The following is a 12882-nucleotide window of genomic DNA, read 5'->3' as shown; positions in this document are numbered from 1 at the left end:
GTGCTGTGATCTCCACCTGTTGCAGCAAAATCAAATCCTGCGCTTTTATCGCGGCGGTTACCAGTTTCACCAAGGGATTCCCCTGAGTCACGGGGCCGAGGTGATCCAGCGTGAGTTGGATTTGGATCAACATACCTCATGGGCAAAGTGGCGGCAGTTATCGAGTCTTTGGCAGCAGCACTGTGGCGATCGCCCCGTCTGGCAAGACTTCACCAGCTTTGCAGAAACCGCCTTGGACTTTACAGAACTCCTGAGTAAAATTCCCCCCCACCTTAACCTCTTTCGCCGTGAGGACAGTCCTTGGGATGCCGCCTTCATGCTCTACAGCAGTCTAGCCTTTCACCGTGCCCGCAGTGGCAGCAACCGCTAAGCTAGAAACAGAAGTCTGCTCGTGCGAGTATTTGTGCTGCACCGACTCCAACAAGCAATTAAAAACGATCTCATTGCCGGTCTGCTGGTGGTGATCCCGCTAGCAACGACGATTTGGCTATCGATTTCTGTTTCCAGTTGGGTCCTGGATCTCCTCACCCGTATTCCCAAGCGAGTGAACCCTTTCAAAACCTGGCACCCCCTGCTGGTGGATTTGCTCAATGTAGCCGTGGGGATTGTTGTGCCCTTAACAGGCATCTTGCTCATTGGCTTGATGGCGCGCAATATCTTTGGCCAGTGGCTGTTGAACACCGGTGAGAGCATTCTCCAGCGCATTCCCTTGGCGGGCACAACCTATAAAGTGCTGCAACAACTCCTAGAGACGATTCTGCGGGACTCGCGCGATCGCTTTCGCCGTGTGGTGCTCGTAGAATACCCACGTCCGGGCTTGTGGGCCGTGGCCTTTGTCACTGGCACAGTTAATGGTTCATTGCAAACGGTCTTTTCCGAGCCAATGTTGAGTCTATTTATCCCCTCCTCCCCTAACCCCACCACCGGTTGGTATGTGATTGCCAGTGAGCGGGAGGTGCGAGATTTGGATATTTCGATCGAGGACGCCTTTAAGCTAATTATTTCTGGAGGGATTGTTACACCGGGAACGGTGCCAACTTCGACGTTGCCCCCCACCACTGCTCTAGTACCCTAAGAACTTGTTTTGAGGATTAACCCATGATTACTGCTCGTCGTGTTGCTCGTGAATTGGCTTTGCTGAGTGGGGCTCAAGTGTTACGCCAACCAAAACTGCTGGATGAAAGCGACTGCCGCAGTTTGATCTTGATGGCCGTACGTACGCTGGCGAGTGATGTGCGCGATACCCTCGAACAGGCGGGCACCGAACTTAGTGAAAGTCAACGACTGCTCCGCCACAGTGAACTCCTGTTGCCCCACCTCGAAAAGGCACAGATGGTGCTTCAGGATGCCCTTCAGCGGGCGGAAAAGGGCTTGAACAAAATAGGCACTGCTTTGGATTTACCTGAGATCCTCTACTTTGCCCATCAGGAGGAAGTTCAGGCCTACGCGATCGCCATCCTCCGCTGTTTACAGCGATACCAAACAGAGATTGAAGAACTGGTAAATCGCTCAATGGTGGATTGGCAATTGGAGCGGCTGACGCAGCTAGATCGTGCCATTATTGAAATTGCTGTCGTCGAAATGCGTTACCTTGAAGTCGCTAAGCAGGTGGCAATTAACGAGGCCATCGAACTGGCCAAACGCTATAGCGATGAGGGCAGCCACCGCTTTATCAATGGCGTGCTGCGGCGGATTAGCGAAGCCCTTAACACGGCTCAGGCAGCCACCGGTAACTGAAAGGACTGCCACAATTGCTGCCGCCCCAACTCCACGTCCTCAGGCCGGCATTGCCAGTGGGGATGGGCACTCATGACTAAACTTTCGAGGGTTTCGCGATCAAAAAGATGCCAAACGGGGGCACCGTCAACAGGGTGAGCGATCGCCAGCAGATTTTCAGCGACACAGTGAATTTCTAAGCAGGTGGCCGCCCGCTGAATTTGCAACTGCTGCCCCGGTTGGAGCGATCGCACCGCCGCCATGATCTCCCGCAGCTCAGAGATGCTCTGGACGCAGACTCCTGGAATGGCCACCCGCCGCTGGGGATCTCCATTGACTTGCAGCCAATAATGACGGCTGGGATCAATTCCCAAAAGCCAAGGATCAACATCATCTAAGCGATAACGGGGCGCCAAGGAGAGTCCGTGCATCATCTATCTATTTCCTCAATCACAGTATCTATATCTGGCGATCGCTAGGGATCACGCCTCCCTTATGTAGTGTGATAAGTCTTCTTTATTTAATCAATCAAAGTTAATAATGCTTAATTTTCTGCTAATACTTGTTAACAAAACCCCGTCTTACCCTCAGGGAGATCACAGTTTTGTTACGGCAGTTACAGTGACTCCAGGGAAAATTGGTTAAAATAAGGTTAAAAATAGGTTAACGCCTGCGGGCAAAGGATAGATGAGCAATGGATAAATACGAAAAATACGAATTTTTATATCCCCACAGCCGTTACCGCGGTGAGTTTACACCTGAAAACTTTTTATTTGATGCCAACTTGCAGGAATTTGCGACCCGCGTGAGCTACATTGCCAGCCTCGAAAACAGCGGCAAACTCTCCCCTCAGGAAGCCTATAAGCAAATTAAAAATCTCTGGAAAGAATTAAAAGCCAGCAAAAAATGTTTGCTAGATACCCCACCCGCTAGCTAAGCTTGCAGGCGATGGAGCGTCTCTCGAATCAGTTCTGCCGGTACCCGATCGCAAATTTCCCCATGGCCAATGGCGGTGGGGAGAATAAACCGTACATTTTGCGCCTGCACCTTCTTGTCGTGCTGTAGGAGTGCCAGTAGTCCCTCCACATCAAAGTGGGCGGGAATCGTTGTTGGCAGCTTTGCTTTGAGAATCAGTGCCCGTTGGGCAGCGGCGGCTTCTGCGGACCAATACCCCAACGCCACAGCCAGTTCCCCAGCGGCAATCATACCAATGGCCACCGCCTCGCCGTGGTTCAAAAGACGATAGTTGCCCATACTTTCAAGGGCATGGCCAATCGTATGCCCATAATTCAAAATGGCACGCAGCCCCGCTTCCCGCTCATCCTTGCTAACCACATCCACCTTCGCTTGGCAGGAACGCTGCAGGACTTGGAGCAACTGCTCAGAGGGCAGAGCACCCATGCGATCCAAGCGCGGCAACTGACTCAGCAAATGAAATAGCTCAGCATCCCAAATGACGCCGTACTTAATCACCTCTGCCATACCCGCACGAAATTCTCGCGGGGGCAGGGTTGCCAAAACATCGGGATCAATGACCACAAGACGGGGTTGATGAAAGGCACCAATGAGATTTTTGCCTTGGGGATGGTTTACCCCTGTTTTGCCGCCAATGGCCGCATCCACCATCGCCAACAGACTGGTGGGAATCTGAACCACAGCAATTCCCCGCAGCCATGTCGCTGCCGCAAAACCAGTCATGTCGCCAATGACGCCACCGCCAAGGGCAAAGAGGGTGGAACCCCGCTCTAAACGCTGACTCAGGGCAGCATCATAAATCTTTTCAACAGTTCTGAGGGTTTTGTAGCGTTCCCCCGCCGGTAGGATACAGGGGGTAACCTGCCAGCCCCCTTGCGTTAATGCCTCTTGCACATCCGTGCCGTAGTGCCGCCAAATTTGTGGATTAGAAACGATGAGGGCAGGTGCTTTCGGGGTCAAGGGCGTATATGCGGCCAAAAGGGCAGGCAACTGCCGCCGGGTGTTGGCACCAATGGCAATCCAGTAGGAGTGCTCACCAAGGGGAACGGGAATCAGTCTTGTCATTGTAGGATTTGCGGGGGACATCGACACTGAGTATTTTCAATGTATTTTCAATCGTCACTGCCGGGGCGGGGAAAGGCTGGCCTCGCTTGCCAAGGCGCAAAAAATGGCAAAAGCAGCAGGGCTGGTAGGGCAGCGCCAATTGTAAAGAGAAAAAAGAGTGGCCACCCCATCATTTCCGCCGCTTTACCCGCAGGGGCCGCCAGGATATCCCGACTAAAAGCAAAGAGACTGGAGAGCAGCGCATACTGTGTTGCACTAAATTGGGGGTTGCAAAGACTCATTAAAAGAGCCGTTAGAGCAGCGATCGCCAGCCCTGCACAGAAGTTATCAACACTAATGGCAGCCACCATCACTGTTGGATTGGCACCGGCATTGGCCAAAATAAAGTAGGAGATATTGCTAGAAGCTTGCAATCCCCCCATAATCCACAGGGCACGGTGAATACCAATTTGACTGATGGCCGCTCCCCCGACAAGGGCGCCAACGATGGTGGCAATCAGCCCCACCCCCCCTTGTACGGCGCCAATTTGGGTTTGGCTAAAGCCCTGCTGCAACAGGAAAGGGGTCATCATATTGCCCGTGAGGGCATCCCCCAAGCGATAGAGGCAGATAAAGAGCAAAATAATCAGCCCCGTTCCCCAGCCGTAGCGCTGGAAAAAATCAAGGAAGGGTCGAGTGACTGCCTGTGCCAATGACGGCGGAGCCGGGGGATGCACCTCTGGTTCCGGTGCCCAAAAAGTAGTGACCATGCCCACCACCATTAGCAGCGCCATCAGGGCGTAAACCACTGGCCAGGGCAGTTGATCCGCAAGGATCAAGGCTAGGGAACCGGTGACCAAAAGCGCAATGCGATAGCCAAGGACATAAATACCCGCACCTGCTCCCATTTCAAGGGGTTCGAGGACATCGGCACGGTAGGCATCCACAGCAATATCTTGACTGGCGCTCAAGAAGGCAATGGCGAAGGCATTTATCGCCAACAGCTGCAGGCTCCCCCTGGGATCCTGCACCGCCATCAGGGCGATCGCCCCCAACAGGAGCACCTGAATCAGTAGTAACCAGCCCCGCCGCCGTCCCAAAAAGGGAATCCTATAGCGATCCAGCAAGGGGGACCAGAGAAACTTCAGGGAGTAGGGCAACCCCACAAGGCTAAAGAGGCCAATGGCCGTCAAGTCAATGCCCTCAACGGTCATCCATGCTTGCAGCGTTCGGCTGGTGAGAAACAGCGGCAACCCTGACGAAAAACCTAACAAGAGCAGTGCCGCCATTTTGCGACTTTGAAAAACCCGTAGGACTGCGCCGATTCCCGCCATTCATTTCGTTCCACTGCTTGAGACTTGCCCTAGTGTAGAGCAAAAGCGGCAGTGACCTAAAGACCACTGACCTAACTGATGCGGCTAGGGCGAAAAGCAGGCCGGCACGTGTCCAGGGAAACAGGAACAGGTTCAACGTGCCAAATCTCCTTGCAGTACTCGGCAATCGTGCGATCGCTGGAGAATTTGCCCATGCGCGCCACATTGAGAATAGACATCTGTGTCCAGTGGCTCTTATTGCGGAAGGCTTGGGCTGCCCGCTGTTGACAGTCCACATAGGATTGGTAGTCCGCCAAGAGCATATATGGATCCTCATTGAGCAGGGAACTGACAATCGGTTCAAATAGCCCCGGCTCACGTGGATTGAAGTAGTTGGAAATCAGGCTGTCAATTACCTTCTTGAGCATTGGGTTGCTGTTGTAGTACTCGCGGGGATTGTAGCCTTCCGCTTTCAGGCTCATCACCTCTTGCGCTGTCAGACCAAAAAGGAAAAAGTTCTCTGCCCCCACCTCTTGGCGGATTTCCACATTTGCACCATCCAGCGTCCCAATTGTCAGGGCGCCATTGAGAGCAAACTTCATATTCCCAGTGCCAGAGGCCTCTTTCCCAGCGGTAGAGATCTGCTCCGAAAGATCGGCAGCGGGATAGACCATTTCACCCAGGGAGACGGAGTAGTTGCTGAGGAACACCACTTTGAGGCGACCATTCACATCGCTGTCGTGGTTGACCATATCGGCCACAGAATTGATCAGCTTGATGATCATCTTGGCCATGAAGTAGCCGGGAGCTGCCTTGCCGCCAAAAATAAATGTGCGCGGTTGAATGTCAATGCTGGGGTTGGCCTTAATTTGTTCGTAGAGCGTAATGATGTGGAGGACAGCCAAATGTTGACGTTTGTACTCGTGGATGCGCTTAATTTGAATGTCAAAGAGGGAGTAGGGATCCACCTCGATTTGGTTGTTGCGCCAGATGTACTCCGCCAAGCGCTCTTTGTTGGCTTGTTTGATTTGTTGCCACTTCGCCTGAAAAGCAGGATCGGTCGCGTAGGGTTCTAGGCCGCGCAGGTCGTCAAGGTGGGTAATCCAGCGATCGCTCTGCAGCGTTTCGGTAATCAGACTGGCCAAGCGGGGATTACTCATCAGGAGCCAACGGCGGGGGGTAATGCCATTGGTTTTGTTCTGGAACTTGTTTGGGTACATCTCATAGAAGTCCCGCATCAGCTCCTGTTTGATCAGCTCTGTGTGCAGTTCTGCCACTCCATTGACCGTATGGCTGCCAACACAGGCCAGATGTGCCATGCGCACCTGCTTGGGATAACCTTCCTCAATCAGGGACATCCGTGCCAACCGCGCGGTATTGCCAGGGTAGCGCAGGCGAACCTCATTTAGAAAGCGGTAGTTAATCTCGTAAATGATTTCCAAGTGGCGTGGTAGCAGTTGACCAAAGAGATCCACCGACCAGCGTTCAAGGGCTTCCGCCAGCAGCGTGTGGTTGGTATAGGCAAAAGTGCGCTGGGTGATGTGCCACGCTTTTTCCCACGTCAGTTGGTACTCATCCACCAGCAATCGCATCAGTTCAGCCACAGCAATGGCGGGGTGGGTATCATTGAGCTGAATGGCCACCTTGTCGGGGAAGGCATCAAAGCTAGTGTGCCGACGCAAGTAGAGGCGGATAATGTCCTGCAACGAACAGGCGACAAAGAAATACTGTTGCCGCAGCCGCAATTCTTTCCCCTGGGGGGTGTTGTCGTTGGGGTAGAGGACCTTCGAGATGTTCTCACTAAAGGTTTTTTCAGAGACTGCTTGGGTGTAGTCCCCCGCGTTAAACACCTGAAGGTTGAAGTCTTGGGCTGCACGGGCACTCCACAGACGGAGCGTATTCACCGTATTTTTGCCATAGCCGGGAATTGGCGTATCGTAGGGCGTGCCAAAAACGGTAGTGCTGGGGATCCAACGGACACGGTAGTGCCCTTGGGCATCGGTGTAGGCTTCAGTGTGACCGCCAAACTTAACTTCAACGTTGTAATCCGGACGGGCAATCTCCCAAGGGTTGCCAAAGCGCAACCAGTTGTCGGGGACTTCGTGCTGCCAGCCATTGGTGATAATTTGCTCGAAAATGCCAAACTCGTAGCGAATGCCGTAGCCAACAGCGGGAATTTCAAGGGTCGCGAGAGAGTCGAGGAAACAAGCCGCCAAGCGTCCTAAACCGCCATTGCCTAGCCCCGGTTCCGGTTCGCGCTCCATCAGTTCATTGAGGTCAAGGCCAAAATCGGCCATTGCCTGTTTCGTTTGCTCGTAGAGGCCGACGTTAATCAGGTTGTTCAGGAGCAAGCGACCAATGAGAAACTCTGCCGACAGGTAATAGACCACCTTGGCATCCTGCTCAAAATAGGTTTGGGCGGTTTTAATCCGCCGATGCAGCAGGCGATCGCGCACCGTGTAGGCCAGGGCCATGAAGTAATCGTAGGGCGTGGCAAACATGGCATCCTTGCCCTGGATGTAGTGGAGATTATCAACAAAGGCGCGCTTCAGGGTTTGCACTGTCATCCCTGTGCGATCGCTCTCGATATACAAATCGCAGTGTTCGTCGTTGGCAGTAGGGTGGGTGTGGGAAACCGAATGAACAGGATAACCGTTAGGAGTGTCGGGATTATTCATGAAAACTGTGGCTCTGCAGGAATCGGAAATAACTTAACTTAAGGCTAATACAGATTTGTGAAATGTACATTAGATTACCACTGCGGGAATTTTAATAATTGATTTATCCGCCTTTACATTTTTTTAATCTTCTCAAAGGGTCCCCGAAGGGCTTGGACAATCCCTAGTCAAACCAACCAATTTCCGCATCCCCAAGGGAAGAGGCATTGGGATTGGGGGTAGGAATTTCATTGACAAGGGGCTTAAATCCCACCTCCTCAAAACGGTAGGGCTGAGGGGCAGTGAGTTGGCGAATGACTGCCTTGGCCTCTTCAAATTTGGCTTCTAGGGCTTGATGGCGGGTTTGGAGTTCCTGAAGCGCGGTGTCGAGCGCTTGGGCGCGATCGCGCCACCTTTGTAATTCCTGTTGCAGTTGTTCTATCTGGGCGCTGTGAGCAGTTTTCTCAGCTTCTACGGCTGCTAAGGCTGCTTTGAGGGTGGCCAGTTCTTGCTCTAGTTCTGCCTTGGTGGGCTGATGACGACTCCGCTTGCTGGAGGCTGGACGCTGCTTAGCGACCTCTTGCCGCAGTAAATCGCTGAGATTTTGGGGTTCCATCAAAGGATGAAATTACTGGCACAACAACCGTCTTTCCCCTACTGATTTTTGCATAAAATTCGCACTGATAGGATATAATCGCTTGGAATTCTTTTGGCTGTGAGAGTGAAATATGCTAGCCTTGACCACAACGCCGCTGACCACAGAGCAGGCACATCTCAAGATTCAGGGGGGCTATCGGTTAGCGGGTGAGGTGAGGATTAGCGGAGCCAAGAATTCAGCATTAGTCTTGATGGCGGGGGCACTCCTAGCAGCGGATACAACGATTCTCCGTGCCGTGCCTGATCTAGCAGATATTCGCCGCCTGGGGGAAATTCTACAATCATTGGGGGTCAAGGTACAACGCTTTGGGAGTGAGGCGATCGCCATTGATGCCACAGCACTAAATACCAACGATCCCCCCTATACCCTAGTCAGCCAACTGCGGGCAAGTTTTTTTGTCATTGGTCCTTTGGTGGCGCGGTTGGGTGTTGCCCGCGTCCCCTTGCCAGGGGGGTGCGCCATTGGTGCCCGTCCGGTGGAACTGCATGTGCGTGGTCTGCAAGCAATGGGTGCCGAAGTTACGATCGATCATGGGGTTGTCACCGCCAGTGCGGCCAAACTTAAAGGAACACGGATTTACTTGGACTATCCCAGCGTCGGTGCCACCGAAACATTAATGATGGCCGCCACCCTTGCCGAGGGGGAAACCACGATTGAAAATGCTGCCCAAGAACCCGAAGTGGTGGATTTGGCCAACTTCTGTATCACGATGGGGGCCAAAATCTATGGCGCCGGCACCAATTCGATCACGATTGTTGGGGTGGATCGCCTCCACGGCACTGAATACGAAATCATCCCCGATCGCATTGAAGCGGGTACATTTCTGTTGGCAGCTGCTGTCACCCGCTCGGCCATTACTCTTGCACCTGTGATTCCCAGCCACCTGACCCCTGTGGTTGCCAAACTCGAAGAGATGGGAGCGAAGATTGAATTTCCCGATCCCACCCGTGCCTGCTTCACCCCTGCCCAGTGCTATCGTGCCACCGACATTGAAACGCTCCCCTACCCCGGCTTTCCCACGGATATGCAGGCGCTGATGATGACGTTGCTGGCGATCAGTGAGGGCAATAGTTTAGTCAGTGAAACCGTGTTTGAAAATCGCTTTGGCCATGTGGCTGAACTGAATCGCATGGGTGCCGATATTCGCGTCAAGGGGAATCACGCTGCCATTCGCGGGGTGCCCCATCTTTCCGGTGCACCGGTAACAGGTACGGATTTGCGCGCCACAGCGGCTTTAGTTGTTGCTGGACTGGCTGCCCACGGCGAAACCCACGTCTATGGCTTGCAGCACTTAGATCGGGGCTACTGGCAAATCGAAGCCAAATTGCGGGGTTTGGGCGCACAGCTAGAGCGCTATGTTCCCAGTACAGTTCCTTCTCCAGTTTTGTAGGCCGGCCTTGGGGGCAATCACGATCTCGTTTCCCATCCCCCCTGTCCATTGCGCCATCACCTTCCTGAGCACTTCAGCCACGGTGGGCGTCCAATACTCCCAAGCACCTAGGGGTAGGGCCAATGCCCCCCAATAGGCACCAAAAAGACAGCTTAAGAGCAAAGCAGCACTGGGTTGGTGTTTGCTGACAATTTGATGGGCCAGTTCTAAGTCCCAAGGGGCGATCGCCAAGGCATAGCGGAGCATGTCTCCTCTCTGGGGGGGGACAGGCAAAGGCTCAGGTGCCCAAGCTGCTTCTAGGTACTCATGGAGCAGGGTCTGAATCTCCTGCACCCCTTCGGGGACTGAAACCAAAGGTTGATCCCATGATGCCAACAACTGTGGCAGCTGAACTGGCCACTCCCCTTGGTCAGGGGCTAACCATTGGTGGGGCAATGCCTGCGCTAAATTGCCCTTCTCTTTAGCGAGCCCCCATAGGAGTCCAAGGAGGGCGCCGCGAAACTGCTCATAGACCCCACCTCTGACCATTACACGGGTTGTTTTTGACCAACGACAGCATAGAAGGGATCGATAAATCCCAGCCAAGACCAAGGGCGAGGCAGATGCGTTTCGATCACCTTGAGGGCAGGAATGCTGTTGATATAGGTTTGCACCAACTGCACGCGATCGCCCTCGTTACCCTCACGCCACGCCCGAATCGCTTTTTCAAAAAACATGCGATTCGAGAAGCTGACAATAACTACCCCTTGGGGCTTAAGGATGCGGGCAATTTCCGTAAAAGTTGCCTCAGGATATTGGAGGTACTGCACCGACACCGCCATCAACACGGCATTAAAACTGGCATCCTCTAGGGGTAAGGCCAACTCTTCATTGAGATTCTGAACAAAATAACGATCCAGCCGGGGGTTGCGGGCTAGCTCCGCCGCATTCATCCCATGCCCCACCACTTCCTGAAAGGATAGCTCTGGCGGCAGATGGGAGACCCAACTACTCATTAGGTCCAAGACTCGCATCTGCGGCTGCAAGTATTGACGGTAGAGATCCGTAAGGCGGGCCAGAAAGAAATCATCCACATGGGTGACAAAGCGCGGTGCTGCATAAAAGAGGTCATCACTACGGCTGTCCAATTTCGTCCGCTGGTGGGGATTGAGAATCATGGGGCTAACTGCTGAGCAATCTCCTTTTGAAGATAACGAACAACCTCGGTTAAGGGGAGGGTGGATTTCGCCCCTGTTGCCCGGATGATGAGTTCCACTTCCCCATGGGCGATCGCCCGTCCTGTCACCAGTCGATAGGGAATGCCAATCAAATCCGCATCTTTGAATTTCACCCCTGCCCGCTCATCGCGATCGTCGAGGAGCACCTCAATCCCTGCCGCCTGAAGCTGCTCGTAAAGATCAGTGGCCGCCTGCATTTGCTGCGCATCCTCAATGTTGGGCACAACAATAATCACCTGATAGGGGGCGATCGCCAGCGGCCAGATAATCCCTTGGGCGTCGTGGTGCTGCTCCACCGCCGCCTGTGCCAAGCGGGAAATGCCGATGCCGTAGCAACCCATCACCAGAGGCACCTCTTCCCCCTGCTCATTGGTGTAGGTGGCCTTCATTGCCTCAGAATACTTGGTGCCCAACTGGAAAATATGGCCAATTTCAATGCCCCGTGCCGTTTCTAGGTGCTGCGTTGGATCATGGCAGGCGCGATCGCCCGCCTGGGCTTTGCGAACATCGGCAATAATTGCTGGCAAGGGACAGGATTTGCCCCAGTTCACCCCCACCCGATGCTGTTGATCGCGATTGGCTCCCGTAATAAATCGCTTTAACTCCACCACGGTGCGATCGGCAATGCGAATCCACTGGGGAATAATTTGGGAATCGGCCTTAATAACGGCATCTTCTAAATCAGGGCCAATGTAACCAAAGGGAATGGGGGTGGCTGCCCACTCTTGGGCTGTATTGGCATCTGCCAGCCGCAGATCCAGCAGTTTTGTTGCCCCGTAGTTGGGCGCAAGGGAAGTGAGGGTGTTGTGCAGCTTGACGCTGTTCACCTCTTGATCGCCGCGAATACTCACCAGCACAAGACCCACTCGCCCATTATCGAAGACTGCTCGATAGAGGACATTTTTCACAATTTGCGTAGGATGGCACTGCAACTGCTCAACCAGGGCATCAATCGTCGCTGCATTGGGGGTATCCAGCGTCGCCACCTTTTTGTAGGTTGTCGGCACTGCGTCAGGGGGGAGCGAGACGGCCTTTTCCACATTGGCGGCATATTGGCCGTCAGCCGTATAGAGCACCTCATCTTCGCCGGCGGCAGCCAGTACCATAAACTCATGGGAACCCGATCCGCCAATCGCACCCGAATCGGCCTCCACGGCTCGAAACCTCAGGCCACAGCGCTGCAGAATACGACTATAGGTGTCGTACATCACCTGGTAGGTTTCCTTGAGACTAGCCACATCGGCATGGAAGGAGTAGCCGTCCTTCATAATGAATTCCCGTCCCCGCATTAGGCCAAATCGCGGGCGAATCTCATCGCGAAATTTCGTTTGAATTTGGTACAGGTGCACGGGCAACTGACGATAGGAGCGAATCAAGTCCTTGGCGAGGGCAGTGATCACCTCCTCATGGGTAGGCCCCAGTCCCAACTGCCGCTCAGCGCGATCGGTGAGGGAAAACATAATCCCTTCGGCTTTGGTATAGGTGTCCCAACGACCCGATTCTTGCCACAGTTCAGCAGGTTGCAATTGCGGCAGCAAACATTCCAAGGCGCCACTGCGGTTCATTTCTTCACGAACAATTGCACTCACTTTTTGCAACACTCGCCACATCAAAGGCAGATAGCTATAGATGCCACTGGCAATCCGCCGAATATATCCCGCCCGCAGCAATAATTTGTGGCTGGGAATTTCTGCTTCCGCTGGATCATCGCGGAGGGTAACAAAGAGCATTTGGGAGAGGCGCATACCTGGGCTATCGATACTGCACAGAGCCTCTATTTTACGATGACCAGCGATCCCTAGGGGGTAGGCGTTGGTTCAGGTTCCGCTGGTGGAGGTTGAACAGGTGTGGGCGTAGGGACAACGGTAGCGCCAGGTGTTGGTGAAGGACTGGCAGGGGCAGGGGCAACGGG

Annotated in this window: 12 protein-coding genes and 1 pseudogene; 5 read left to right on the top strand and 8 right to left on the bottom strand. The window is 53.7% G+C overall.

Annotated elements, in window-relative coordinates; translation table 11 throughout:
* The 3 genes and pseudogenes from H8Q75_RS01305 to nusB all read left to right on the top strand — a co-directional run.
* Nucleotides 1–370 (top strand): annotated as a pseudogene (locus H8Q75_RS01305) (hypothetical protein); the annotation flags it as partial.
* A 33-nt stretch (nucleotides 371–403) separates the two neighbouring features.
* Complete coding sequence (locus H8Q75_RS01300) at nucleotides 404–1075, top strand: DUF502 domain-containing protein (protein WP_041429265.1); 672 nt, start codon at nucleotides 404–406, stop codon at nucleotides 1073–1075.
* Nucleotides 1076–1098: 23 nt separating this feature from the next.
* Entirely contained in the window at nucleotides 1099–1737 is a 639-nt protein-coding gene (nusB, locus tag H8Q75_RS01295; protein WP_024125708.1) for a transcription antitermination factor NusB, read from the top strand.
* On the opposite strand, the gene H8Q75_RS01290 is transcribed toward nusB, so the two are convergent.
* Complete coding sequence (locus tag H8Q75_RS01290) at nucleotides 1716–2150, bottom strand: hypothetical protein (RefSeq protein ID WP_024125707.1); 435 nt, start codon at nucleotides 2148–2150, stop codon at nucleotides 1716–1718. The genes nusB and H8Q75_RS01290 overlap by 22 nt on opposite strands.
* Before the next feature lie 260 nt (nucleotides 2151–2410).
* On the opposite strand from H8Q75_RS01290, the gene H8Q75_RS01285 reads away from it, so the two are divergent.
* On the top strand, nucleotides 2411–2653 hold the full coding sequence (locus H8Q75_RS01285) for a hypothetical protein (protein ID WP_024125706.1): 243 nt from the start codon (nucleotides 2411–2413) through the stop codon (nucleotides 2651–2653).
* Here the strand turns inward: H8Q75_RS01285 and aroB are convergent.
* The 4 genes from aroB to H8Q75_RS01265 form a co-directional block, all read right to left on the bottom strand.
* Entirely contained in the window at nucleotides 2650–3756 is a 1107-nt protein-coding gene (gene aroB / locus H8Q75_RS01280) for a 3-dehydroquinate synthase (protein WP_024125705.1), read from the bottom strand. The genes H8Q75_RS01285 and aroB overlap by 4 nt on opposite strands.
* A gap of 47 nt (nucleotides 3757–3803) precedes the next feature.
* A complete protein-coding gene (locus tag H8Q75_RS01275; protein WP_297039797.1) occupies nucleotides 3804–5069 on the bottom strand; it encodes an AmpG family muropeptide MFS transporter in 1266 nt (421 codons plus the stop codon).
* Between the two features lie 71 nt (nucleotides 5070–5140).
* Nucleotides 5141–7726, bottom strand: coding sequence for a glycogen/starch/alpha-glucan phosphorylase (locus tag H8Q75_RS01270; RefSeq protein ID WP_024125703.1), 2586 nt, complete (start codon nucleotides 7724–7726; stop codon nucleotides 5141–5143).
* Between the two features lie 163 nt (nucleotides 7727–7889).
* Entirely contained in the window at nucleotides 7890–8321 is a 432-nt protein-coding gene (locus H8Q75_RS01265) for a hypothetical protein (RefSeq protein ID WP_024125702.1), read from the bottom strand.
* A 112-nt stretch (nucleotides 8322–8433) separates the two neighbouring features.
* On the opposite strand from H8Q75_RS01265, the gene murA reads away from it, so the two are divergent.
* Nucleotides 8434–9753, top strand: a complete 1320-nt coding sequence (murA, locus tag H8Q75_RS01260; RefSeq protein ID WP_297039791.1) for a UDP-N-acetylglucosamine 1-carboxyvinyltransferase — start codon at nucleotides 8434–8436, stop codon at nucleotides 9751–9753.
* On the opposite strand, the gene H8Q75_RS01255 is transcribed toward murA, so the two are convergent.
* Genes H8Q75_RS01255 through H8Q75_RS01245 form a run of 3 tightly spaced genes read right to left on the bottom strand, consistent with a single transcriptional unit; the run spans nucleotide 9709 to nucleotide 12715 of the window.
* Nucleotides 9709–10281 (bottom strand): hypothetical protein, encoded by a 573-nt coding sequence (locus H8Q75_RS01255; protein WP_024125700.1) that lies wholly within the window; start codon nucleotides 10279–10281, stop codon nucleotides 9709–9711. The genes murA and H8Q75_RS01255 overlap by 45 nt on opposite strands.
* A complete protein-coding gene (locus H8Q75_RS01250) occupies nucleotides 10281–10910 on the bottom strand; it encodes a methyltransferase domain-containing protein (RefSeq protein WP_297039786.1) in 630 nt (209 codons plus the stop codon). The genes H8Q75_RS01255 and H8Q75_RS01250 overlap by 1 nt, the downstream gene beginning before the upstream one ends.
* A complete protein-coding gene (locus H8Q75_RS01245; protein ID WP_024125698.1) occupies nucleotides 10907–12715 on the bottom strand; it encodes a proline--tRNA ligase in 1809 nt (602 codons plus the stop codon). The genes H8Q75_RS01250 and H8Q75_RS01245 overlap by 4 nt, the downstream gene beginning before the upstream one ends.
* Nucleotides 12716–12882: the final 167 nt, after the last annotated feature.

The organism is Thermosynechococcus sp. OHK43, assembly GCF_014466085.1.
In the GTDB taxonomy this organism is placed as follows: domain Bacteria; phylum Cyanobacteriota; class Cyanobacteriia; order Thermosynechococcales; family Thermosynechococcaceae; genus Thermosynechococcus.
The sequence above is the reverse complement of the archived record's forward strand: the minus strand, read 5'-3'. Positions and strand labels throughout refer to the sequence as shown.